We start from the raw sequence: 23,705 nt of genomic DNA on the forward strand, positions 1-23,705 counted from the left end.
AGATAACAAGAAACCACCACAGGTGTAAGTGTGGTGGTTTCCCGAAAGTTTAAGCTACATCAAATCGCAACGGTTGGATGGATTCAAATAGGCCCGTTTCTTTTAAATGGGCCAATACATCGGGCGCGATGGGATTATCGACATATAGCAGCGCGATCGCTTCGCCACCGACATTAGAACGCCCTAAGGTGAAGTTCGCGATATTGACGCCGCTTGCACCCATTGTTTGGCCCAGCGTGCCGATAATGCCTGGGACATCCTTATTTGTAGTGTACAGCATGTTGCCGCCAATTTCGGCGTCTATATTAATCCCTTTGATCTGGATAAAGCGAGGTTTTCCGTCGGTAAATACAGTCCCGGCAATGGATTTCTCGCGCTTATCCGTCACCACCGTCAGTTTGATGTAAGCGTCGAAAACGCCGGATTTTTCTTGTGTGGTTTTACTGATTTGAATTCCGCGTTCTTTAGCGATCACAGGGGCAGACACCATATTTACGACGGGGTTAGATGCCTTCATTACGCCTGCAATTGCAGCGCAATTCAGAGCTGCGAGGTTCATTTCCGCGACAGCGCCGTCATAGGTGATATTGATGGCTTTGATCGGTTCGTCGGTCATTTGTCCGACAAACGCGCCCAAATGCTCAGACAGTTTGACCCAAGGCCCCATGACTTTGGCTTCTTCGGCAGAAACAGAAGGCATATTGAGTGAATTAGTGACAGCCCCGGTTAACAGAAAATCAGACATTTGTTCCGCTACTTGAAGTGCGACATTTTCCTGCGCCTCAGTCGTTGCTGCGCCAAGATGCGGAGTGCACACAACATTCGGCAAGTTGAACAATGGGCTGTCGGTCGCAGGCTCTACTTCGAAAACATCGAATGCAGCACCAGCGACTTGGCCGGATTTTAGGGCGTCAGCCAATGCAGCTTCATCTACCAAGCCGCCACGCGCACAATTAATGATCCGTACGCCGGGCTTCATTTTTGCAATTGCATCTGCGTCGATGATTTTGCGTGTTTGGTCGGTAAGTGGGACGTGCAGCGTGATAAAATCAGATTTTTCAAGCAACTCATCTAATTCAACTTTGCGAACGCCTAACTTATCTGCGCGTTCTTCGGACAGAAACGGATCATATGCGGTGACGCGCATTTTCAAACCGCGGGCGCGATCACAAACGATACCGCCAATGTTTCCAGCGCCAATAACGCCAAGGGTTTTATTTGTTAACTCAACCCCCATAAAACGGGATTTTTCCCATTTACCAGCATGCGTGCTGGCACTGGCTTCAGGAATTTGGCGTGCTACAGCAAACATCATTGCAATCGCATGTTCCGCCGTCGTGATCATGTTGCCAAAAGGCGTGTTCATGACGATCACACCCTTTTTAGACGCGGCGGGAATATCCACGTTGTCAACGCCGATCCCGGCGCGCGCGATCACCTTTAGGTTTTCGGCATTTGCTAGAATTTTTTCGGTTACTTTGGTTGCTGAGCGAATAGCCAGCCCGTCATATTGACTGATCACTTCAGCCAGACGATCTTTGTCTTTGCCGAGATTGGGTTCGAAATCCACGTCGATACCGCGATCACGGAAAATTTGGACAGCGGTTTCGCTCAGTTTGTCTGATACAAGTACTTTGGGAGCCATGGGAATTTACCTTAGTCTATCATTTGTGTCGACTCTGCGCGCAGAAATTCCGGCGCAGAGCGTGCATTCAGTGGATCAAGCGGCAGTAAGCTGTGCGTTAAGTTCGGCGTTAAACGCCCATTCGATCCATGGCAGAAGTGCTTCTACATTTGTGGGTTCGACTGTCGCGCCGCACCAGATACGCAAACCCGCTGGGGCATCACGGTAGGCACCAATGTCGTAGGCGACGCCTTCGTTTTCCAACCGTTTTGCAACGGCTTTGGCAAAAGACGGCCCATCTTTGATCCGATCATCCGTGAACTTGAGGCAAACCGATGTATTGGACTGCGTTGCAGGATCGGCAGTCAGAAATTCGACCCAATCATGGGATTGAACAAACTCTTGAATTGCGTTCAAACTGGCGTCTGCACGAGCGATAAGAGCTGTTAACCCGCCAAGTGATTTTGCCCAGTTGAGTGCAAATAAATAATCTTCAACACATAACATCGATGGCGTGTTTATCGTTGCACCCGTGAAAATTCCGTCGATCAATTTGCTGCCTTTGGTCATGCGGAAAATCTTGGGTAGTGGCCATGCAGGCGCATATGTTTCCAAGCGCTCTACCGCGCAAGGGGAGAGAACAATAACGCCGTGCGCGCCTTCTCCACCCAGAACTTTCTGCCAGCTAAAGGTTGTAACGTCGAGTTTTTCCCAAGGCAGGTTTTGGGCAAAAGCTGCGGAGGTTGCGTCGCAAATGGTTAGGCCCGCGCGGTCGGCTGGGATAAAGTCACCATTAGGTACACGGACACCTGAGGTGGTTCCATTCCACGTGAAAACGACATCATTGTCGAAATTGATCTTGCCCAGATCCGGCAGATGGCCATAGTCAGCTTCATGAATGTTGGCTTCAAGTTTCAGCTGTTTCAGCACATCGGTTACCCAACCTTTGCCAAAACTTTCCCAAGCAGCCATATCAATACCGCGTGCGCCCAAAAGCGACCAAAGCGCCATTTCAACAGCACCTGTGTCAGAAGCTGGTACAATGCCAATTTTGTAGTCAGCGGGAATTTGCAAAACATCGCGCGTTGTTTCGATCGCGTCCTTCAGGCGTGTTTTACCTATGGCCGCACGATGCGAACGGCCCAATGGTGCTTCGGCCAAGGCATCAATTGTCCATGTGGGGGGTTTGGCGCAAGGACCAGAAGAAAAACGCGGATCATTCGGCCGCGCGGCCGGTGTAGTCATATCAATCATGATACCCTCTCAGATATAAGCCCCTCGTTGGGGAGGGGTGTCCCACAGACAGAGCTAAGGGGGCTTTCGGGCTAGTACAACCCGGAAAAAGACATTAATACGTCGCTTAAGTGAATAAAAACGACCAAAATCTCCACTATCGGAAACCAAATCCATGTTTATCGTCACACTGCTAACAAACCCTAATCAACCATTACTAACCGCTTCAGTAGTTGACGCATTACGCAACGCGTGGGGTGGTGGGGATGTTCAGTGGCTTTGTCCTGATGTCGCCGCAGAGTTTTCCATTTCTGAAATTCCATCAAACCGCTGGGATGTTTGGGCAGATCTTCAGAAGCACAGTGTTGATCTTATTGTGCAGCCTGCCGAAGGCCGCAAAAAGAAAATGTTGATCGCAGATATGGACAGCACAATGATCGAGCAAGAATGCATCGATGAACTCGCGGCGGAAGCCGGAGTGGGGGATCATGTGGCGGGTATTACCGCCCGCGCGATGAACGGCGAACTGGATTTCGAGGCGGCGTTAAAGGAACGTGTTGGTCTATTGCGTGGCCTGCCAGAAACAGTGATCGACGACGTTTTGGCACGGCGTATTTCGCTTATGCCAGGTGGCGCCCATTTGGTGGCTACAATGAAAAAAAACGGAGCCTATGCTGCGCTGGTTTCAGGAGGATTTACAGCCTTTACTCAAAGCGTTGCGACAAAGCTTGGGTTTGATGAAAACCGTGCCAATACGTTGAAAATCGATGATGGAAAACTGACCGGGGAAGTTGGGTTGCCGATCTTGGGGCGCGCCGCAAAGGTCGAAGCATTAGAGGATATTTCTGTGCGCTTAGGGCTGGCGCTTTCTGAAGTTATGGCCGTGGGGGACGGTGCAAATGATCTCGGAATGTTGGGGCGCGCGGGGGCAGGCGTTGCGTTGCACGCTAAGCCGACAGTTGCGGCTGAGTGTGATATTCGGATCAATCACGGGGACCTGACGGCGCTGTTATATATACAGGGTTATACGCGGGCAGATTTCATTGATTAACTAAATTGTTAATTAACTGTTGATTTAATTACTAGCATTTGTCATGTTTAACTCATGACAAATTTACCAACCACATTTGCCGCCCTTTCTGATCCAACGCGTTTTGCAATGGTGGAACGTTTGATGGCTGAGGGGGCGTTGCCCGCAGGCGCGCTTTCGGCTGGGGTCGAGATCTCTGCGCCCGCCATTTCACGCCACCTTAAAACTCTGCGTGCTGCTGGCGTTATTCAGCAAGAGGTCAAAGGCACGCATAGGATTTATTCTGTGCGGCCTGAGGCTCTTCAAATGATCACGGCTTGGACGATGTCACATAGAGAGTTTTGGGAAAGCAGCATGAATCGCCTGGAAATGGCGCTTTCGGAATTTCAGGAGACCAAAGATGACTGAACTTCGCATAGAGCGTTCTTTCGACGTGCCGCCAGAAACACTTTTTGCATTTATTACGCAGACAAATCATCTGTTAGAATGGTGGGGGCCCGAAGGATTGCACGTTCCAGAACACGATCTGGACTTTTCCAAAACGGGGCCATGGTTTTCTGTTATGGTGAACCCTGAGGGCCAGCGCTACAAGGTGTCGGGGCAAGTCACCAGTGTAAACGCGCCGATGTCGGTCGGGTTCACTTGGGGCTGGCATGATGAGACGGACCTACGTGGTGTAGAAAGCCATGTCACTTTAACCGTGTCACAACGAGACAATGGCGCGCATCTGGTGATTGAGCACCGCGATCTACCCAACGACGAGGCGCGCGATAATCATAATCAGGGGTGGAGTTCGAGCCTTATTAAATTGGAACGCCTTACACATTAAGACCAAAGGAGAACTGAAAATGGCACAATTTCTATTTGTTTATCATGGCGGAGCAACGCCAAAAGACGAAGCCGAAACAGCTGAAGTTATGGCTGCTTGGGGCGCATGGTTTGAAGGAATGGGAAGTGCCGTGGTAGTGCCGGGCGCACCCGTGGGGATGTCGCAAACGGTGTCCGCCACAGGTGTCGCGAATGACGGTGGATCAAACCCGGCATCAGGCTACACGGTTATCGAAGCGACCAGCATTGATGATGCAACGGCGCATGCCAAAAACTGCCCAATGGTTGTTAATGGCAGCGGCTCGGTTGAGGTTGCGGAAATTCATGAAATGTAAGCGAAAGGGCGGCTCATAGGCCGCCCTTCGTATTAACAGAACCCTTCGGCTGGTTTGATTTGACCTGTCACCAACCCATCCCAATTTTTTATAGGCGGGTTTAGTCGTTTTTGCGCGGCAGGGTGGTTCGGGTCAAGCACACCAAGTTTGACCAAGATTGCAGCAATCGCACATTCAGATCCACGTGTGGTGCCATCCGTAATTTTCAGCGCAACGCCAAGTTTCTTTTCAGGAATGATCGCAATGAAAACGGCCTCGGCGCCGGTTTTAATTGAAACACGGCCATCCATGGCCCGCATCAATTCTGTGCAAGCGCGCCCTTCGCCAGCCACCAGTTCCGGGAATGCGGCCATGGCTTGGGTCAATCGCGCGGCGGCGCGTTCACGGGCGAAACTGGCGTCAACTGACGCGGAGGCAAAAAACGCCATCGCTTTGGCCAAACCATGGACTGTGGTGGCAAAATTTGGGGCTGAGCAGCCGTCAACGCCAAACCCCGGCGTGTCCTGCCCTGTGACATCTTCAAACGCGTCTTTTACCGCGACCTGCAAAGGGTGTTTGGGATCAACATAATTGGCCGCGCCAGCAATGTGTTTGTTAAACGTCAGAAAACCTGAATGTTTCCCTGAACAGTTGTTGTGAATACGACACGGGCTTTCACCCGAACGGATCATTTCGCGAAAATCGCCCTTGTCTGATGGGTCTTGAGGTCCGCAAATCAAATTATCATTGCCAAGTTCAAGCTCTGATAGCCACGCCGAAACACGGTCTGTATGAATTTTTGCGCCTTGATGCGATGCACAAGACAACGCCAATTGTTCTTGGCTCAATCCAAATGCATCTGCGGCGCCACTTTCGACCAACGGAAGCGCTTGCAGCATTTTGCACGACGAACGCGGTAAAATCACCTGATCCGGGTTGCCCCAAGCCTCAATGATATGCCCATTTGCGTCGCAAACTACGGCATGTCCTGTGTGGACGGACTCTAAAAACGGGCCGCGCCAGACCTCTGCCATGGGAATTGGTTGTGTCATTGATGATCCTCCTGCGCTGTCTGCGCAATTTTCCGCTAACGGGGCTTTCAAAAGCCGACCAGAATACGTTATTATGTTCGCATCTGGTATGAAAGCCGGAACCGTTACAAATTGACCAATAGAATGTCAGGACGGTCCGGTGCATTTGAGGTAAATACAGCTGGAGGCTGTTCAACTATGGCAAACTCACTTCTTTGCGGTCTTGGTGGCGCAATTCTTGCGATATCTGCTGTTGCAGCACAAGCGCAATCGACATCTGAAAATAGGGTCGCGTCCGAGCGCGCCTGGAGCGTTTTTGTTGATAATGATCCGACCGAATGCTGGGTTGTGTCTGTACCAACCGAAACTGTGAACACGCGAGGCGGGCGTCAGGTTGCCGTGAACCGCAGCGAAATCCAAATGTTTGTATCCTACCGTCCTGCGTCAAACGTCGCGGGCGAGGTTTCTTTCACTGGTGGCTATCCGTTTGCTGAAAACTCAACCGTGCAGCTGGCCATTGGTGACAGCTCGTTTGATTTGTTCACAACCGGCGAAAATGCTTGGGCTGCTACCACAGCTGATGATCGTTCTATCGCAACCGCAATGAAACGCGGCACCGAGGCCGTGATTACAGGCCGTTCTTCGCGCGGGACAACCACGCGCGATACATTTTCGCTGTTTGGCTTTACAGCCGCGTTAGAAGAGGCTGAAAGCCGCTGCACCAACTAAGTGCCAGTTTGTAAATCACTTCGGGCGACGCATCTTCAAAACTGCGTTGCCGTATCGGTTCGTGCTTAGGGTGGTTCCCTTTTGACGATCTGTGCTATATGGAACGCGCTTCGATGATATGAGGACGCGCCGATGTCTGCTTCTGCACCAATTACCCAAGACGTGATGACCATCCCCCGTAAGCAGCCTGAGGGCGGCAAACAGAACCTGATCGGGCTGACGCGCGATGGGATGAAAGAGGCATTACAAGCGGCAGGTACTCCGGAAAAGCAATTAAAAATGCGCAGCGGTCAGGTCTGGCAATGGCTTTATGAAAAGGGCGTGCGCGACTTTGATTTGATGACCAACCTCAGCAAAAGCTATCGCGCATTGCTTGAGGAACATTTCGTCATTGAAATCCCCGAACTGGTGACCAAACAGGTTTCCGAAGATGGCACGCGTAAATACCTGGTGCGCATTGCAGGCGGTCACGAGGTCGAAGTCGTTTATATCCCCGAAGAGGGGCGCGGCACACTTTGTGTATCATCGCAAGTTGGTTGCACATTGACCTGTTCGTTCTGCCATACGGGGACGCAAAAACTGGTGCGCAACCTAACCGCTGGCGAAATTGTGGGCCAGATCATGATGGCGCGTGATGATCTGGGCGAATGGCCCGAACTTGGCGTCCCAAACCCGCCCGAAGCGCGTTTGCTGTCCAACATTGTTTTAATGGGAATGGGGGAGCCGCTCTATAATTTCGAAAACGTGCGTGATGCGATGAATATCGCGATGGACCCCGAAGGCATTTCACTGTCGCGTCGCCGGATTACCCTATCGACATCAGGCGTTGTTCCGGAAATCGCACGCACCGCGCAGGAAATTGGATGCCTCTTGGCTGTGTCGTTTCACGCCACCACGGATGAGGTCCGCGATAAACTTGTTCCAATCAACAAACGCTGGAATATCGAAACTCTTTTGGACGCTTTGCGGGCCTATCCAAAGGCGTCAAACTCTGAACGGATCACCTTTGAATACGTGATGCTAAAAGGCGTGAATGACAGTGACGAAGACGCGCATCGCCTGATTGAATTGATCAAAGGTATTCCAGCCAAGGTGAATTTGATCCCGTTCAATGAATGGCCTGGCTCACCTTATGAACGCTCTTCTAACAACCGTATTCGGGCGTTCTCTGACATCATTTTCAACGCGGGCTACGCATCGCCTGTGCGCAAACCCCGTGGCGAAGATATCATGGCGGCCTGTGGTCAGTTGAAATCTGAAACAGAACGCGTTCGCAAATCTAAACGTATGATCGAACGCGAAGCTGGGCTTTCCTGAAATGAACGCCCCCTTGGGGGCGCTCTGGTAGAGTGTTTAGGCGTCCCAATTTTCGATGACGTCCATCGCTTCTTGGGCTGTCTCAACGAATTTGAACAGCTCCAGATCATCCGCTGAAATGGTTCCGGCATCCGAAAGCGCATCCCAGTTGACGATTTTGCGCCAAAACGCTTCGCCGAACAATAGAACCGGAACGCGCTGCATGCGGCCCGTCTGGATCAGCGTCAGGGCCTCGAACAACTCGTCCAAAGTCCCGAATCCGCCCGGAAATGCGCAAATTGCTTTGGCGCGCATAAGGAAATGCATTTTGCGGATCGCAAAATAGTGGAAATTGAAACACAGCTCAGGCGTGACATATTCATTTGGGGCCTGCTCATGCGGAAGCACAATATTCAGCCCAATTGATGTACCACCCGCATCAATGGCGCCTCTGTTTCCGGCCTCCATGACGCCGGGGCCACCGCCGGTGATGATCACGTTTTCTTTGCCGTATGACTCCATCGATTTTACGGTCATCAGACGGGAAAATTCGCGTGCTTCATCGTAATATTTAGACAAATCAGCCAGAGTTTCGGTGCGTGCAGAGTCCTTTTTGCTCGGTTCGGGAATCCGTGCGCCGCCAAATAAAACAATAGTTGATTCTATCCCGCGCTCTTCCAAAATCATCTCAGGTTTGAGCAATTCCAGCTGTAAACGAACGGGACGCAGTTCTGCCCGGCACATAAAATCATCATCGGCAAAGGCCAAGCGATAGGCGGGCGCCCGCGTCTGTGGCGTATCTGGGATGGTTTGTGCCGTTTCCATGTCCTGACGCGCGTAGCGCATAGGGTGTTTACGGGTTTCGTCGTTCATTTACATACTCCTGACATGTCCTGCATTGCGCGATGCATTGTTTCTGGTTTATAGCCTTCGTCCAACCGAGGCCAGACACGTTTTGGAGGGACCCCATGTCAAACGCCCAACTAGAGACCGCAATCGAAGCCGCTTGGGACGCCCGTGATACCATCACATCCGCGACCACAGGCGAAATGCGCGACGCGATCGAAGACACTCTGAACGCGCTTGATAGCGGTAAGCTCCGGGTTGCAGAACCACGCCCAGACGGCAATTGGCACGTCAATCAATGGGCGAAAAAAGCTGTTCTTCTCGGGTTCCGCATTAAGGATATGGAACACCAAGAAGGCGGCCCGCAAGGCGCTGGTTGGTGGGATAAAGTCGACAGCAAATTCAAAGGCTGGGGTGACGCGGAATGGACCGCTGCTGGCTTCCGTGCGGTTCCAAATTGCGTTGTTCGCAAATCCGCCTTCATCGCACCCGGCGCGGTTTTGATGCCGTCGTTCGTGAATATCGGCGCTTATGTCGGCGAAGGCACCATGGTTGATACATGGGCGACTGTTGGGTCATGTGCACAAATCGGTAAAAACGTGCACCTATCAGGCGGTGTTGGTATCGGCGGGGTTCTTGAACCTATGCAGGCTGGCCCGACAATTATTGAAGACAACTGTTTCATCGGCGCGCGCTCTGAAGTTGTCGAAGGATGCATCGTGCGCGAAGGCGCTGTTTTGGGGATGGGTGTGTTCATCGGCCAGTCCACAAAAATCGTAGACCGTGAAACAGGCGAAGTCATGTATGGCGAAGTGCCCGCTGGTTCGGTTGTGGTTGCCGGGTCAATGCCATCTAAAAATGGCATCAACCTTTACTGCGCTGTGATCGTGAAAAAGGTCGACGCAAAGACGCGTTCAAAAACCTCTATCAACGAATTGCTCCGCGATTAATGTTTTAGCAATGCGCGGCTTTCAAAGCTGCGCAATGTGACACGCGCTGTCGGGCCATACCCATCGCCCGTCAGCGCATCAACTTGCGGCATCAGACGTAAAATTTCGTCGCGGGTTTCAGAATCAAAACTATCCAGTGTTTGCTGACCGGGGTGGTAGCTTTCGCTTAGTAAGCCGTTCGCCGTGATGATTTCGTGCTGATCAAACAATAGATGGAAATAGCGTACTTCTTTCCCATCTGCACGGCGACGAACTGCCGTGTCATTGATTAAGTCTTTTGCTTTCACCAACACTTCCCGAGATCCGAATAGCAATTCTGCTGTTGCAGAATTTAGCAGTACACGGTGGTTTGCAGAAATTTCAATTTCGTCATGTGTGCCGAAGGTGTTCGCATTAATCACAATAGGGGCGTCATCGCCGCAGGCCTTACGTGTGCTTTGGCCAATCCAGCGCAATGTTTGTTGTCCGTGATCTTGAGTGACGATCTTGTCGCCAGCGCATAGGTCTTCGATCAGTCGTGGCCCGTGGCGGGTTTTTATGTAAGTGCCCGCAACAAAACAGGGAATTGTTGTCAAATTAACAAAGCCGACGTCTGTGTTCCCGTCTGCGTCGGTAACCGTGTATGAGAAGGTGTTGGTCTCATCGTCGCCGTCGGACACTGCTGTAATAGTGCCGTCTGCATTCAGTGTGATCATTTCGCCAGTTGAAAGCGTGACGGTGTCACCTGCGGTGACAGGCTGCCCGTTGATCATTGTGATTGTTAACGCACCAGCAACGCTCGAGGCATCATTATCAAGAATATCAAAGGTCCCTGGGGTTTCCCCATTCACTTCAATATCGTCATCGGTTGCAATAAGCGCAGTTTGAACACTGTCGCCAGCAATCATGAGGTTACTGTCATACACCCCATCACCAGAGTCAGCGATGCCGATTTTTATGTGATTTACCTCACCCGGAGTAACAGGTGCTTTCAATGTCATAGTGACGGTAAAGCCGTCCATCTCTGTGTTGGCAACTTCGTCATCTGAGGGATTATCAATGTACAGATTCTGATTGCTGGTATCGTTGATATTGTCGATTGAAATATCGCCATCACCGACGGTTAGCGTTGCTTGGACCCCGTTGACCCAAACGCCCACTGCGTCGTTAAATCCGCTGTCGACATATTCTAAATACTCTTCAGAGGAAAAGGTGACCTGCATGGTCAAAACGCTGCCTTGAGGTATAAAATCAGCCTCGAAGACTGCGGCGTCATACGTTGCGGCTCCAGCAATTCCAGTTAGATCAGAATCTCCGCCCAATCCATGGTTGGTACTGGTGCTTGCGCTACTGTTTACATCACCGCTGCTGTTTGTGATGCTGGTTGCATTCCCTGTCGAGAGAATGACGCCGGTATCCGAGGGGGTAACGCCAGGCGCGGTGGCATCGCCATCACTGTATATACCAGAAGCGCCCGTTGCACCCGTATATGACGCGGACTGAATATCTATTCCAGACCCAAACATTGCATTGGCCATATCATCCGCTGTGGCAGACGTGTCGATAGGAAGCTCTGAAGCTACAGGCATAGAATCACCTCTAATAATTTACTCGTTATGTTCTCCAATATGTAATAATAATGGCTTAAATGTGGAAGATCGAATGTTGCCAGTTCGGCGGAAGCGCGCTAAGCCCGGGCCATGACACAAAAGAAATCGCAGAATTCTCGCCAGCAAGTTTACACCCTTTTGGTTCAGGTGGGCCGTAAGGATGGCGATGGCTTGCCTAAAAATGCAACCGGGGGCGCACTTATGATTTACGCTTCGGGCGTGGATGAAGCCGAAGCTGTTCGCGAAACGGTTGCGATTCTTAAGCAGGCGGACCTCGCGCCGCTGGATGTGTCTGGCTATGGCACGCTCGACGAACGTTTAGCCGAAGGTCACGATATCAGCGACGAAGAGCGCGAATTGATGGAACGTGCTTTGGCGGAGAACTCCGTTGTTGTCGCGCAAATGACGCCGTTTTATGATGGGTTTGAGATCTAAGACGCAATCCCGAACCATTTCTCACGGATTTCTTCATAAGTCCCGTTTTCGCGTAAGCGTAGCAGGCCTCTATTTAGCTGCTCAGCCTGAGTGCTCCCTGCAGGAAGCGCTATGCCGTAGTTTTCTGGCATGAATACGCGTCCTGTTAATCCAGCTTTTTGATCGTTCTGTTGCGCGATGTAATAGGCTAATATTGGGGCGTCAAACACAACGGCGTTGAGTGAATTTGCCTCGAATGCTTCGAGCATACTATCTAAGTCGCTATATCTGATATGGGCTATATCTCGTGAGCTCAGGAAAGCGCTCGCGGTAGAGCCTTCGATTGTACCGACTTGCTGGTCATATAAGTCATTTACCGAAGTAACCGTGCTCTGAATTGCATTGATGGTTAAGGCCGCAGTGATCTTTGCAACGAAAACCGATACAAAAAACAATGAAGACAGGACCATAAAAATTCCCAGTATTCGACCTAAGGGCGAACGCGGCACACGTTCTTCAAATCCACCATTTACAATAAGATTAAGGGCCCACCAAAACGCAGGGAAAGTGGCCTCGCCAGGGGCAAGATCGAAATAGGGTTGATGCTTACGTTCCAGTAACCACATCAACATACCACCGCCTAACAACAAGCCGAAGGCGAACAAAATCGCGAACAGGACTTCGCCTGAAGCAAACACAGCAAATACAGATCCCCAACCACTGCTATTCGTTGAATGCGTCATGATTTGCAGGCCAGATCCAAAAATCGGTTGAGTGAAATCCATAATGGCTTCACGTTCCGCGGTGATGGATATGTTTGCGGCTGCCGCGTCGGCTTCGCCGGTTTCCACCAGTGAAAGCATTTCAGCAAAGCTGTCTGTACGTATAATCTCGAAACTTTGTCCACTTTCCGCCATTAGGGCAGTGATTAAATCGATGGAAAACCCCGTTTCCACCCCATTTTCCACCATCGAAAACGGAGGGCGTGTTACAGTGGCTATCGTAAAATCCTGAGCAAGTGCTTCCTGCGTAATAAGCATCAGTAATATTGCGCTCAAAAGCGATTTAATGCTCTTCATATTTTTCCCCCAGCCGAGACAATGTAGAATGTCATCGAAAGGAAAATTTAACCTATATGTTAGGGGATCACAATGCCATGTTGCGTCGCATAGCGCGTAGTGTGTGCGCCTCGTGCGAACGCAGCTTCGGATAACGCGTGCTGGCGTGGATCGGGGCCGAAGCAGGTGGTCCTTTGATCGGGACGTCTTTTGTGTGCAAACTGCTTTCTAAGCGCGCACCACCAACATTTAAAATGGCATGTTCATCAAGCAGAATTTGATAATACCGAACCATGCGCAGGCGTGTTTCTTTTAGAATTGATTGTTCGTTTACAAGATGTCTGGCCTCTACCAGCGCTTCTTCCACGCCAAAGAGATATTCGAGCATGCTTTCCTCAAGAAACAGGTTTTGACGCGGAGCAATCAAAAGGTCGCGACCATTGAGATCATGATACGGCGCGCGCAGTCGTAAAGGGCGAAATTGCCCGGCTGCCGGAATATTACGAACACCGATCCATCGAATGGGAAGCGGACCTAAATCTTCGGTTAGGACCAATTGCCCGATCTTGAGGTCTTCGATTGGGCAGTACCCTGAAGGGGTTAGGACGCGCGCAGGCGCCGCAATTGCGGATCCAAGGCTAACGGGTTCAACCTCGTTCGAAAAGCTATAGAAAAGCAACTTTGGATGGGCTTTCGCCAAATGCCTTAGCCGCGTCATATCCTCTAAGTTGCGGCGGTGCACCGGAAGAGGAGCGTCAAAATCAAACATATCGATTTGACCAGAAGCGATGCATTCGACGCTAAGCCCTCCGATCTGCAATCCTTCAGACCAATGATAAACCACCCGAAACCCGCTACGTAATGCTTTTTCAGGTAAGGTGACAGTGCAGTGTTTCTTTTGACCGTCAAATTCATGTCGAAACGTCAAGGTGAGGTCAGATGTTAAACGTGCACCCATCCGAAAACGTTGATCTTCCGAACGAAAATTGAACAAGACTATGGCGTCGGCGATAAAATCAACTGGAGCGACTTCAAATACCATACTGCCATCGCGCAAAACAGTGTTTGAAGTTTGTGTTGTATCAACAGGAAACCACTGCGCTGCAGACTTCGTATGCCAATTGGCATTTTCAAAGGAACACAGTGAAACCCAAGTCATGGACGCGACTCCATACTTTCAGTTGCTTCTGTATAGCTGATGCTAAGGTGTTTTTTAAGCTGCGGATTGGGCAAACAACACCTGCGCTTCATATGATTTCAAAGTACGGCGTGCTGCCGGGCTATATCCTTCACCGGTATGGGGGTCGAGTTCAGGAAAGATTGTGCAAATTTCCTCTACAATGTCGCGCTCAAAGCAATGGCTTGTTTGCGGTCCTGGGAGGAAACTTTCGGTCGCCAACCCTTCTGAGTAGATGACCTGATGTTGATCAAACAGTAAATGCACATACTCCACATCGCCACCTTCCATGGCGCGTACCGAATGGTCGTTGACCAAATCTTTCGCCGCGACCAGAACTTCGGTTTCACCAAACAGTAACTCAGCAAGACTGTCGCGGATCAAAACCCGGTGCTGTGGGGACACAAGCAAAGTTTCGTGATCGCCAAACGTTTTGGCCCGAATACGGATCGGTGCAAAATTGCCAATTGCCGGAACAGTGCGGCGCCCAATCCAACGCAAAGGCTGCGCCCCGTGGTCATGTGTTTCGATCATGTCGCCGGGTTGCAATGTTTCGACGGGAAACTCGCCGTCAGGGGTCAAAATCAACGTGCCGGCAACAAAACAAGGGATCGTATCGACGGTGACGATCCCAATGTCGGAATGCCCGGTGCTGCTTTCTGTGGTGTAGGTGAAATTCACCTCTTCGACGTCAGCATCCGCAACGATGGTCACTGTGCCATCGGCGTTTAGTGTTACGGTTTGCCCGGTGTTCAACGTTACCGTGTCGCCTGCAGAAACCGCTACACCATTGATATGCGTAATGGTAAGCGTGCCGCCGGTGTTATTGATATCATTGGCGAGCAGATCAGTTGTATGTGTGCCGCCAACATACATCGTTGTTGAATCATCATCAGCAACCAACAATGTCTGAACGCTGTCGCCACCGATAAGCAATGTTGAATCATAGCTGGAATCGGAAACATCGGCGACACCGATACGGATCGAATTGACGACGCCAGAGTTTACAGGGATCGTCAAAGATAGCGTAAGCGTGACGCCGTCCATTTCTGTGTTCAACGCGTCGTTGGTGTTATCTTGGTACAGATTGGTCTGTTGTGAAACATTGGTGACGTTCACATCACCATCGCCGAAACTGATTGGTACGTGCGTGCCATTGATCCAAACACCGATCACATCGTTATAGGCGGACGAGACGTATTCAGGGAATTCTTCAGACGAAAATGTGAATTGCATCGTCATTAAATCCCCAGTGGGGATGAAATCAACGTTTAGGATGGAAGCGTCGTAAGTACGCGTGCCAGCCAATGCATTAAAATCGGAATCGCCATCGATACCATTAAAGGTATTAGATGAGGTGTTGGTGTTGTGGTTGGAAGAACCAAATCCATTGGTAAAGCGGCTCGTGTATCCTGTCGAGAGGATAACACCAGTGTCTCCGGGCGTTACACCGGGAGAGGTCGCATCGCCATCAGAGTAAGTTCCTGAGGACCAATAGTCGCCATTATAGGTGGCGCCTACAACTGTGACACCATCCCCAAAAATCGCGTTGGCCATTTCCGTGGCCGTCGCACTGTTATCAATCGGAAGTTCCGATGCCGCTACCATTTTTGTCCCCGCCCCAACGGGAGACAAAGCAAACTTGTGACCCGATTTTCCTCGGGTTTATGTGAAACTTAGATACCGTTTACTGCTCTGTTTGGATCTTTGCGATCCAGTTTGCCCTGCCTCGGGTCTATTCATTAGCAGTAGGTTAAGCGTAAATTCGCCAAAGTGTTAACAGAATTTGAACGCATTGATCTTTTGCATAGGGCGTGTTGTGTCTTCCCTGCAACGAAAAGGGTAATATCTGGCGTTGCGATGGGGCGGCGGGGGCTTTACTCATACCCTAAATGAGGAGACCCACCATGACCAATGCCCCAGTGGATGCCGTTGATCTGACAGCTAAATTGATTCAATGCGCGTCTGTAACCCCGGACGAAGGCGGCGCTTTAGTGCTTCTAGAAACTCTCCTTTCAGGGGCGGGGTTTGACTGCACGCGGGTCGATCGTGGTGGTATCGCCAACCTTTATGCACGCTGGGGGGACAAAGCCCACGCCAAGAGCTTTGGCTTCAACGGGCATACAGATGTTGTTCCGCTTGGTGACATTGATGCTTGGACCGTTGATCCCTTTGGCGGTGAAATCAAAGACGGTTTTCTATGGGGGCGCGGTGCGACCGACATGAAATCTGGCGTTGCGGCCTTTGCGGCGGCGGCGATTGATTTTGTTACGCAAACACCACCTGACGGTGCGGTGATCCTTGCCATTACCGGCGACGAAGAAGGCGACGCCAAAGACGGCACCGTCGCGCTGCTGGATTGGATGGACGCCAAAGGCGAAGCGATGACTGCCTGCCTCGTTGGCGAACCAACATGCCCCAACACTATGGGTGAAATGATGAAAATCGGGCGGCGCGGGTCGATGACTGCCTACTTCACAGCAACAGGTGTGCAAGGCCATTCCGCCTATCCACACCGCGCGAAAAACCCGCTTCCGGCGATTGCGAACCTTGTTAGCCGACTGGCGTCTCACACATTGGACGAAGGCACCGATCACTTTGATGCCTCTACACTGGCTGTGACCACAATTGACACCGGCAACACCGCAAACAACGTGATCCCGGCCCAAACCAAATCCACTGTGAACATCCGTTTTAACGATGCGCACACCTCAGCTGACCTAACCGATTGGCTCCGCAATGAGGCGGCGATCGTGACCCAAGAAACCGGCGTGCAGATTGATATGGATGTTTCCGTTTCTGGCGAAAGCTTTGTCACAGCTCCTGGCCCATTGTCAGCGATGATTTCCGCCGCGGTTGAGGCTGAGCTGGGCATGACACCCGAAATGTCCACCTCTGGCGGCACCTCTGACGCCCGCTTTGTCAAAAACCATTGCCCGGTGGTTGAATTTGGCCTCGTTGGCAAAACAATGCATCAGGTGGATGAACGCGTCGAAGTGGCCCAGATTCCGCAACTCAAGGCGATATATAGCCGTATCCTGCGCGACTACTTTGCCGACTAGCGCGTGACCTGCTGCCAGAACCGTGTTAGGGCAGCCAAATGAAGCGTATTCCAACAAAAGAGGAAATCCTACAATGGATTTCCGATAACCCGACCCAGACCTCTAAACGTGATATTGCCAAAGCATTTGGCATCAAAGGGGCTGCCCGGATCGACCTGAAACGCCTCTTGCGAGAGCTAGAGGCCGAAGGCAATCTGCAAAAGCGGTCAAAATCCTACACTGACCCAGATAAGCTGCCGCCGGTGTCTGTGCTTCAGGTGATGAAACCCACCCGTGATGGCGATCTCTTTGCGCGCCCGCTGGAATGGCAGGGCACCACAGATGAACCCCGCGTGTTGTTTGTGGCGAAATCATCCGATCCCGCGCTGGGCGAAGGGGATCGCATTTTGGCCCGCCTGACCGAAATCAAAGGCGAAGACCACCAATATGAGGGCCGCCTCATTCGCCGCATCGGCACCAATCCCCAGCGTATTCTCGGGATTTTTCGTGTCGGGGCCGAAGGCGGGCGCATTCTGCCTATCGACAAGGGCAGCGACAAAGAATGGCGCGTCGCCTCCGGTGCAACGCTAGAGGCCAAAGATGGTGAATTGGTCGAGGCAGAGCGCGCCGGGCCAAAAATCCGTATGGGCCTGCCAGCGGCCCGTATTGTGGCGCGTTTGGGTGATCCGACCCAGCCCAAAGCGATTTCACTCATTGCCATCCATCAGCACGGCATTCCTGATGCCTTCCCGGACGAAGTGGTGGCGGAGGCTGACGCTGCAAAACCCGCCCCACTTGGCAAACGCGAAGATCTGCGTGATCTGCCGCTTTTGACAATTGATCCGGCTGATGCGCGTGATCACGATGACGCCTGTTACGCCCATGCCGACAATGACCCCAAAAACCCCGGTGGTCACGTTGTCTGGGTGGCGATTGCCGATGTTGCGCATTACGTCACCCCCGGTTCTGAATTGGACCGAGAGGCCCGCCTGCGTGGCAACTCTAGCTATTTCCCGGATCGTGTTGTGCCGATGTTGCCGGATGTGTTGTCCGGCGATTTGTGTTCCCTGCACGAAGGGGTGGACCGCGCCTGTATGGCCGTGCGCATGGTGCTCAATGCCGAAGGGCAGAAAATCAGCCACCGTTTTACCCGTGGTCTTATGCGTTCTGTTGCTTCGCTTCATTATGAAGAAGTGCAAGCAGCGATTGACGGCCAGCCGACTGCGCGCACCGAACCGTTGCTCGACAGCATCCTAAAACCGCTTTACGCTGCGTATGATGCCACCAAAATCGCGCGCGCTGAACGCCAGCCGCTTGATCTTGATCTGCCTGAACGCAAAATCACCCTCGATGATGATGGCCAAGTCGCCTCTGTCAACTTCAGGGATCGGTTGGATGCGCACCGCCTGATCGAAGAGTTCATGATCCTTGCCAATGTCGCAGCGGCTGAAGCACTGATCGAGAAAAAACAGCCGCTCTTGTTCCGTGTTCACGAAGAACCCAGCGCCGATAAACTCGAAAACCTACGCGAAGTTGCTCTGGCCTCCGGTCTTGTGCTCGCCAAAGGTCAAGTGCTGCAAACCCGCCACCTAAACAGCCTTTTGAAACAGGCCGAAGGCACCGAACAGGCTGAGTTGATCAATATCTCAACCCTGCGGTCGATGACCCAAGCCTATTATGCCCCGCAAAACTTTGGCCACTTCGGCCTTGCACTGCGATCCTATGGGCATTTCACCTCTCCGATCCGTCGTTATGCGGATTTGATCGTGCACCGCGCATTGGTCGCCGCCCATGGTTGGGGGGATGATGGTCTCACGCCTGAGGATGTGAAGGGGCTTGCCGAAACCGGCCAACACATCTCTGACACCGAACGCCGTTCCATGATGGCAGAGCGTGACACGACAGACCGCTACCTTGCGGCGTATCTGTCAGAACGTGTTGGCAATGAATTTGCCGGGCGCATTTCCGGCATTGCCAAATTCGGGGCCTTTGTGCGCCTAGACGAAACCGGGGCGGATGGTTTGGTGCCTGTATCGACCTTAGGCCGCGAATTTTTCCACTTTGACGCCGATGAACAAACCCTAACCGGTGAACACTCTGGCCTTAAACTGGGCCTTGGCACCCGTGTTCTGGTCCGCCTCGCCGAAGCCGTCGTCGATACCGGCGGTCTGCGCGTTGAATTGCTAGAAGCAGACGGAAAACCGATCCCCCAAGGACGCGGATTTAACCGCGGCCCCCGCAAAGGGTCAGGCTCTGGCAAAAAACACAAAGGCCGCGCCATCAACAAGTCCAGCACAAAAACCGCCAAGACCAAGAAAAAGGTTATACGCAAACGACGCGGCTGATCTCTGCCCACTGGCCACACACGGCGCGCTTCGTCCTTTTCATTTCGGACGAAGCCGCTAAGCTTTGATAAAACAGGCAAAGATATACAGGTGAATATTGTGCGATTGATCAAAGAAACACTTCTGGCAACGGCCTTGGCCGTATGCGCGCCACATATCGTATTGGCGGCTCCGCAACCCGTGTCCGAGGCGCCACAGCCGCAATCCGCCATTTATATCCCCGACGAAAGTGACCAGATCGTGCAAGTCCAAGCTCAGGCCTCCAACGCTGCCCTTCAACGCTGGATCGCGGGGTTTCGCTCGCGCGCTTTATCAAACGGCATTTCGGCCCGCACCTTTGACCGTGCTTTTCGCAATGTCAGCTATAATTCCGGCGTTATCGAACGTGACCGCAACCAATCTGAATTCACCCAGCAAATCTGGGATTATCTAGACAATGCCGCCTCTGACACCCGCGTACGCAATGGCCAACGCGCCCTGCGCCAAAACCGCCGCGTCTTAGAACAGATCGAAGCCCGCTACGGCGTTGAGGCCGAAGTCGTCGCCGCCGTCTGGGGATTAGAAAGCGCTTATGGAAACTACCGTGGCGACACCCCGATCATCGAAGCCCTCGCAACCCTCGCCTATGACGGGCGGCGCGGTCGTTTCTTTGAACAGCAATTGATCGCTGCTCTGCAAATCCTAGAATCCGGCGATACAACGCCCGCCAATATGATCGGCAGTTGGGCCGGGGCGATGGGCCACACCCAGTTTATCCCGACTAGCTACCTTGCCTATGCGCAGGATTTCACAGGTGATGGGCGCCGCGATATCTGGTCTGATAACCCCGCTGATGCGCTCGCCTCGACCGCCGCTTACCTGTCGCGCTTTGGCTGGACCCTCGGGCAGCCATGGGGGGTCGAAGTCCGTCTACCCAGCGGCTTTGACTACAGCCAATCCGGCGAACGGGTAAAGCGCTCCGTGTCCCATTGGATGAACGCCGGGGTGCGCGATATGAACGGCCAAACCATTCCCAATCATGGCGAAGCCTCCATCCTTCTGCCCGCCGGGGCGCAGGGCGCGGCGTTTATGATCTTTAACAATTTCCACGTGATCGAACGCTACAATGCCGCCGATGCCTATGTGATTGGCGTTGGGCATTTGTCTGATCTGCTGCGCGGGGGGGACCGTATCCAAGCCTCTTGGCCGCGCGGCTATGCGCCTTTGTCCTTCCGTCAAAAACGCGAACTCCAACGCCGCCTGACCCGCGCAGGTTTTGACACCGAAGGCACCGACGGTATCATCGGCCCCAACACCATCGCCGCCATCCGCGCCTACCAAGCCTCCATCGGCGTCACCCCCGATGGCTTTGCCTCCGTCGATGTCTTGAATCGGTTAAGGGGGCGGTAAGAAAACTAATCGAAATTTAGAAAAGTGCTTTCGGAGCAAGTAAGTTCTCCAAATGACAGCTGAAAGGCCGAGCTGCAAACTGATGGGTAAGAAAAATTAAGCCTCTCTTTTTGAAGTGCTGCAAATGAAACTTCGCCTCTATTTCTTTGCGCTAAAACTATATAGTCAGATGAGTGATTAACGACTGATGCGCGGATCGTTGACCCATCTATAACCAGATTTTGGATTAAATCTAACCTTCGCTCAAAGAGATGGCTTCCAAGTTTATAAGACAATAAAATGAGCACGACTACAAAGAAAGGGTTTGTGAATGCAATTGAGAGTTCTGTAATGCCAACTTTTACATGGGAAAATTTCCTATATAATGTGAAAAAAAGCAATAAGCCTGACAGTAGAAAAACAGTGGAATCAAGGCGGTATTCAAATACGTCCTGCCCAATAGTACGAAAAAATACCTGGTCTACTAGAGCGACTGAACATAAGGTTAGTATAGGACGCTGTATATTGGAAACTTGCCGATATTGGGAAACTGACAGCCGGTTTGATCGAAACGTGTCTTTGAAGAAAATATTCAGTGCTCTCAAAAGAGTGTACGAGATACTAAAAAAAATAATTGTGTACGGTACGAAGAAAGACAGTTGAAATAAAAGAGTAGTAAACTCAACGGCCCACCATAGTTCTTTGGGAATTTTGGACAGATATCCAAGCCCAACAACCGTTGGCATGAGGGGAATAAGTAATACGATCCTAATAAGGCTCAGCTTATCAAAGTTTTCGGTAGAATTACTAAAAATTTCCAAACCTAACCTTCTTTTTTTGGGCAAATAATGTAAATTGTAATATGATCGTATGCACAAGAGGCATACGTTTGTCATACAACTTTGTGCACAGATGTCATACGCTGATTTCTATGTAAAAACAGGCGTATGTCGCGTTAGGTAGCGTGCGAAGTTACAGAAATTGAGCGAAGGCTTTTGTCACGTTTTCATAGATATCGCGTTTGAAGGGCACGATGCTGTCCACCATCTCACGGGCCGAAATCCAGCGCCATTTGGAAAATTCGGGTGGATCGCCGTCAATGCGGATGTCGCCATCTACACCGTTGAATTTAAAGCAAAACCAAAGCTGTTTTTGCCCCCGATAGCGACCTTTCCAGATTTTTGGAACGATGTCGTGGGGCAAATCATAGGTCAGCCAATCTTCGGTCTGACCCAATATTTCGACCTGATCCGCCGTCACGCCCGTCTCTTCCCAAAGCTCCCTCACAGCCGCATCAGAAGGTTCTTCGCCTTTATCAACCCCCCCCTGCGGCATCTGCCAAGCCGGAACATCACTATCAATCCGCTGCCCCGCAAAGATCAACCCTTCAGCGTTTATCAGCATCACGCCAACGCAGGGGCGATAGGGGAGTTGTTCAATTTTTTCTGGTGTCATGTGTAGAAAGGCCGGGTTGCCCCGGCCAGTTCCCTTATTGATCAGCAGGGGCCAATGCGGATAAACCTGTCAGCAAATCAATGGCATAGGCCAGTTGATAGTCCTCTTCGCGAAGGGCTGCGGCTTGTTCAGCACGGGCCTGTTCTTCTTCCAGCATCTGACGTTCATCTTCGGTAACGGAATCGTTGTTCAGGCTACCACGCAAGTCTGCCTCGGAGCGAATACGACGTTCGTCCGCCGCGGCCTCTTCTTCGCTATCTGGGCGGCGACGTGGTTGTTCCACCAGAATGTCGGGAGATACGCCAAGTGCCTGAATAGAGCGACCTGATGGCGTGTAGTAACGTGCTGTTGTTAATCGCATAGCGCCGTTGCCGCGTAATGGCATGATGGTCTGAACGGACCCTTTGCCAAAGCTTTTCTCACCAACAGTGATCGCGCGACGGTGGTCTTGCAACGCGCCCGCAACAATTTCTGAAGCAGACGCAGAGCCGCCATTGATCAAAACAACGATTGGTTTGCCCTCGGCCAAGTCGCCGGGCTGTGCGTTCCAGCGTTCACCATCTTCAGGGTTGCGCCCGCGTGTCGATACGATTTCGCCCGCATTTAGGAATGCATCAGACACCGCGATAGCTTGGTTCAGCAGGCCTCCAGGATTATTGCGCAGATCCAGAACAACACCGTTGATGTTGTCAATTCCGCCGGCTTCTTCAACGACTTCGGCCAATCCATCCCGTAAATTTGGGAAGGTTTGGTCGTTAAATGTTGTAATCCGTAGAACGGCTGTATCACCCTCAAGTCGTGCGCGAACTGCGGTTAACCGAATAGTGTCGCGGATGATGGATACATCAAATGGTTCGTCTTCGCCGGGGCGAGCGATAGTGATGATAATTTCGGATCCAACTGGCCCACGCATCATTTCAACGGCGTCATTCAAGGTCAAACCAAGCAGGCTTTCCCCGTCAACGTGGGTGATGAAATCGCCAGATTCAACACCAGCCTGATCCGCTGGTGTGCCATCCATTGGGGACACGACTTTGACAAAGCCCTCTTCTTGGGTGACCTCAATACCGAGACCGCCAAACTCACCACGCGTTTGTTCCTGCATATCCGTGAAATCTGCTGGAGGAAGGTAGCTTGAATGTGGGTCAAGCGAGGTCAGCATGCCATTGATCGCAGCTTCGATCAGGTCAGACTCTTCTACTTCTTCGACATATTCAGACCGGATGCGTTCGAAAATATCACCGAATAAATCAAGCTGTTGGTACACGTTGGTATTTGCTGACGTTTCCTGGGCCAGCAATGGTCCTGCTATCTGTGTTGTGGCAATAATCCCAGCCAAGGTGCCACCGGCGGCGGCCATCACAAACTTTTTCATCG

At 51.7% G+C, this 23,705-nt stretch carries 21 protein-coding genes; 11 read left to right on the plus strand and 10 right to left on the minus strand.

Going from position 1 to position 23,705, the window contains the following annotated elements; genetic code table 11:
• Nucleotides 1-49: 49 nt before the first annotated feature.
• A complete protein-coding gene (serA, locus tag G9C99_RS09135; protein ID WP_166417196.1) occupies nt 50-1,645 on the minus strand; it encodes a phosphoglycerate dehydrogenase in 1,596 nt (531 codons plus the stop codon).
• A 75-nt stretch (nt 1,646-1,720) separates the two neighbouring features.
• On the minus strand, nt 1,721-2,878 hold the full coding sequence (locus G9C99_RS09140; protein WP_168713285.1) for a phosphoserine transaminase: 1,158 nt from the start codon (nt 2,876-2,878) through the stop codon (nt 1,721-1,723).
• Nucleotides 2,879-3,032: 154 nt separating this feature from the next.
• Between G9C99_RS09140 and serB the strand changes: the two genes are divergently transcribed.
• The 4 genes from serB to G9C99_RS09160 are packed head-to-tail and all read left to right on the plus strand — an operon-like array spanning nt 3,033 to nt 5,050.
• Nucleotides 3,033-3,908, plus strand: a complete 876-nt coding sequence (gene serB, locus G9C99_RS09145; RefSeq protein ID WP_166417197.1) for a phosphoserine phosphatase SerB — start codon at nt 3,033-3,035, stop codon at nt 3,906-3,908.
• A 54-nt stretch (nt 3,909-3,962) separates the two neighbouring features.
• Entirely contained in the window at nt 3,963-4,295 is a 333-nt protein-coding gene (locus G9C99_RS09150) for an ArsR/SmtB family transcription factor (RefSeq protein WP_166417198.1), read from the plus strand.
• Complete coding sequence (locus G9C99_RS09155) at nt 4,288-4,716, plus strand: SRPBCC family protein (RefSeq protein ID WP_166417199.1); 429 nt, start codon at nt 4,288-4,290, stop codon at nt 4,714-4,716. The genes G9C99_RS09150 and G9C99_RS09155 overlap by 8 nt, the downstream gene beginning before the upstream one ends.
• Nucleotides 4,717-4,735: 19 nt before the next feature.
• Nucleotides 4,736-5,050: a YciI family protein gene (locus tag G9C99_RS09160; RefSeq protein ID WP_166417200.1), complete on the plus strand. Its 315-nt coding sequence runs from the start codon at nt 4,736-4,738 to the stop codon at nt 5,048-5,050.
• 32 nt (nt 5,051-5,082) lie between these two features.
• Here G9C99_RS09160 and G9C99_RS09165 read toward each other — a convergent pair whose 3' ends face one another.
• Complete coding sequence (locus tag G9C99_RS09165; protein ID WP_166417201.1) at nt 5,083-6,081, minus strand: asparaginase; 999 nt, start codon at nt 6,079-6,081, stop codon at nt 5,083-5,085.
• Nucleotides 6,082-6,258: 177 nt separating this feature from the next.
• On the opposite strand from G9C99_RS09165, the gene G9C99_RS09170 reads away from it, so the two are divergent.
• Nucleotides 6,259-6,789 carry an invasion associated locus B family protein gene (locus G9C99_RS09170; RefSeq protein ID WP_205859838.1) on the plus strand — a complete coding sequence of 177 codons (531 nt, stop codon included), beginning with the start codon at nt 6,259-6,261 and terminating at the stop codon, nt 6,787-6,789.
• 132 nt (nt 6,790-6,921) lie between these two features.
• On the plus strand, nt 6,922-8,106 hold the full coding sequence (rlmN, locus tag G9C99_RS09175; RefSeq protein ID WP_166417203.1) for a 23S rRNA (adenine(2503)-C(2))-methyltransferase RlmN: 1,185 nt from the start codon (nt 6,922-6,924) through the stop codon (nt 8,104-8,106).
• Between the two features lie 36 nt (nt 8,107-8,142).
• Here rlmN and G9C99_RS09180 read toward each other — a convergent pair whose 3' ends face one another.
• The gene (locus G9C99_RS09180; protein WP_166417204.1) at nt 8,143-8,958 is read right to left on the minus strand and encodes an LOG family protein; all 816 of its coding nucleotides are present in this window, start codon (nt 8,956-8,958) and stop codon (nt 8,143-8,145) included.
• A 95-nt stretch (nt 8,959-9,053) separates the two neighbouring features.
• On the opposite strand from G9C99_RS09180, the gene dapD reads away from it, so the two are divergent.
• Nucleotides 9,054-9,881, plus strand: a complete 828-nt coding sequence (gene dapD / locus G9C99_RS09185) for a 2,3,4,5-tetrahydropyridine-2,6-dicarboxylate N-succinyltransferase (protein WP_166417205.1) — start codon at nt 9,054-9,056, stop codon at nt 9,879-9,881.
• Here the strand turns inward: dapD and G9C99_RS09190 are convergent.
• A complete protein-coding gene (locus tag G9C99_RS09190; RefSeq protein ID WP_166417206.1) occupies nt 9,878-11,449 on the minus strand; it encodes a choice-of-anchor L domain-containing protein in 1,572 nt (523 codons plus the stop codon). The two genes, dapD and G9C99_RS09190, sit on opposite strands and share 4 nt — an antisense overlap.
• A gap of 111 nt (nt 11,450-11,560) precedes the next feature.
• Between G9C99_RS09190 and G9C99_RS09195 the strand changes: the two genes are divergently transcribed.
• Entirely contained in the window at nt 11,561-11,905 is a 345-nt protein-coding gene (locus tag G9C99_RS09195; protein WP_166417207.1) for a hypothetical protein, read from the plus strand.
• Here the strand turns inward: G9C99_RS09195 and G9C99_RS09200 are convergent.
• The 3 genes from G9C99_RS09200 to G9C99_RS09210 all read right to left on the minus strand — a co-directional run bounded on the left by G9C99_RS09200 (nt 11,902) and on the right by G9C99_RS09210 (nt 15,727).
• A complete protein-coding gene (locus G9C99_RS09200) occupies nt 11,902-12,963 on the minus strand; it encodes a transporter substrate-binding domain-containing protein (RefSeq protein WP_166417208.1) in 1,062 nt (353 codons plus the stop codon). The two genes, G9C99_RS09195 and G9C99_RS09200, sit on opposite strands and share 4 nt — an antisense overlap.
• A 67-nt stretch (nt 12,964-13,030) precedes the next feature.
• Nucleotides 13,031-14,101, minus strand: a complete 1,071-nt coding sequence (locus G9C99_RS09205; RefSeq protein WP_166417209.1) for a Hint domain-containing protein — start codon at nt 14,099-14,101, stop codon at nt 13,031-13,033.
• Between the two features lie 54 nt (nt 14,102-14,155).
• Nucleotides 14,156-15,727: a Hint domain-containing protein gene (locus G9C99_RS09210; protein ID WP_166417210.1), complete on the minus strand. Its 1,572-nt coding sequence runs from the start codon at nt 15,725-15,727 to the stop codon at nt 14,156-14,158.
• Nucleotides 15,728-16,026: 299 nt separating this feature from the next.
• Between G9C99_RS09210 and dapE the strand changes: the two genes are divergently transcribed.
• The 3 genes from dapE (at nt 16,027) to G9C99_RS09225 (ending at nt 20,894) form a co-directional block, all read left to right on the plus strand.
• Nucleotides 16,027-17,181 carry a succinyl-diaminopimelate desuccinylase gene (gene dapE / locus G9C99_RS09215; protein ID WP_166417211.1) on the plus strand — a complete coding sequence of 385 codons (1,155 nt, stop codon included), beginning with the start codon at nt 16,027-16,029 and terminating at the stop codon, nt 17,179-17,181.
• A 38-nt stretch (nt 17,182-17,219) separates the two neighbouring features.
• Nucleotides 17,220-19,505, plus strand: coding sequence for a ribonuclease R (rnr, locus tag G9C99_RS09220; protein ID WP_166417212.1), 2,286 nt, complete (start codon nt 17,220-17,222; stop codon nt 19,503-19,505).
• A gap of 96 nt (nt 19,506-19,601) precedes the next feature.
• Nucleotides 19,602-20,894: a lytic murein transglycosylase gene (locus G9C99_RS09225; protein WP_407926016.1), complete on the plus strand. Its 1,293-nt coding sequence runs from the start codon at nt 19,602-19,604 to the stop codon at nt 20,892-20,894.
• 951 nt (nt 20,895-21,845) lie between these two features.
• Here the strand turns inward: G9C99_RS09225 and G9C99_RS09230 are convergent.
• Nucleotides 21,846-22,328 (minus strand): RNA pyrophosphohydrolase, encoded by a 483-nt coding sequence (locus tag G9C99_RS09230; protein ID WP_166417213.1) that lies wholly within the window; start codon nt 22,326-22,328, stop codon nt 21,846-21,848.
• A 34-nt stretch (nt 22,329-22,362) separates the two neighbouring features.
• A complete protein-coding gene (locus G9C99_RS09235) occupies nt 22,363-23,703 on the minus strand; it encodes a S41 family peptidase (RefSeq protein WP_166417214.1) in 1,341 nt (446 codons plus the stop codon).
• Nucleotides 23,704-23,705 lie beyond the last annotated feature (2 nt).

The organism is Cochlodiniinecator piscidefendens, from assembly GCF_011326755.1.
Classification (GTDB): Bacteria; Pseudomonadota; Alphaproteobacteria; order Rhodobacterales; family Rhodobacteraceae; genus Cochlodiniinecator; species Cochlodiniinecator piscidefendens.

Coding starts and splice junctions, on each gene's coding strand:
- G9C99_RS09230 (WP_166417213.1), bottom strand. CDS start 22,328: ATGACACCAGAAAAAATTGAACAACTCCCCTATCGCCCCTGCGTTGGC.
- G9C99_RS09210 (WP_166417210.1), bottom strand. CDS start 15,727: ATGGTAGCGGCATCGGAACTTCCGATTGATAACAGTGCGACGGCCACG.
- G9C99_RS09235 (WP_166417214.1), bottom strand. CDS start 23,703: ATGAAAAAGTTTGTGATGGCCGCCGCCGGTGGCACCTTGGCTGGGATT.
- G9C99_RS09155 (WP_166417199.1), top strand. CDS start 4,288: ATGACTGAACTTCGCATAGAGCGTTCTTTCGACGTGCCGCCAGAAACA.
- rlmN (WP_166417203.1), top strand. CDS start 6,922: ATGTCTGCTTCTGCACCAATTACCCAAGACGTGATGACCATCCCCCGT.
- serA (WP_166417196.1), bottom strand. CDS start 1,645: ATGGCTCCCAAAGTACTTGTATCAGACAAACTGAGCGAAACCGCTGTC.
- serB (WP_166417197.1), top strand. CDS start 3,033: ATGTTTATCGTCACACTGCTAACAAACCCTAATCAACCATTACTAACC.
- G9C99_RS09150 (WP_166417198.1), top strand. CDS start 3,963: ATGACAAATTTACCAACCACATTTGCCGCCCTTTCTGATCCAACGCGT.
- G9C99_RS09205 (WP_166417209.1), bottom strand. CDS start 14,101: ATGACTTGGGTTTCACTGTGTTCCTTTGAAAATGCCAATTGGCATACG.
- G9C99_RS09160 (WP_166417200.1), top strand. CDS start 4,736: ATGGCACAATTTCTATTTGTTTATCATGGCGGAGCAACGCCAAAAGAC.
- G9C99_RS09200 (WP_166417208.1), bottom strand. CDS start 12,963: ATGAAGAGCATTAAATCGCTTTTGAGCGCAATATTACTGATGCTTATT.
- dapD (WP_166417205.1), top strand. CDS start 9,054: ATGTCAAACGCCCAACTAGAGACCGCAATCGAAGCCGCTTGGGACGCC.
- dapE (WP_166417211.1), top strand. CDS start 16,027: ATGACCAATGCCCCAGTGGATGCCGTTGATCTGACAGCTAAATTGATT.
- G9C99_RS09140 (WP_168713285.1), bottom strand. CDS start 2,878: ATGATTGATATGACTACACCGGCCGCGCGGCCGAATGATCCGCGTTTT.
- G9C99_RS09180 (WP_166417204.1), bottom strand. CDS start 8,958: ATGAACGACGAAACCCGTAAACACCCTATGCGCTACGCGCGTCAGGAC.
- G9C99_RS09170 (WP_205859838.1), top strand. CDS start 6,259: ATGGCAAACTCACTTCTTTGCGGTCTTGGTGGCGCAATTCTTGCGATA.
- rnr (WP_166417212.1), top strand. CDS start 17,220: ATGAAGCGTATTCCAACAAAAGAGGAAATCCTACAATGGATTTCCGAT.
- G9C99_RS09165 (WP_166417201.1), bottom strand. CDS start 6,081: ATGACACAACCAATTCCCATGGCAGAGGTCTGGCGCGGCCCGTTTTTA.
- G9C99_RS09195 (WP_166417207.1), top strand. CDS start 11,561: ATGACACAAAAGAAATCGCAGAATTCTCGCCAGCAAGTTTACACCCTT.
- G9C99_RS09190 (WP_166417206.1), bottom strand. CDS start 11,449: ATGCCTGTAGCTTCAGAGCTTCCTATCGACACGTCTGCCACAGCGGAT.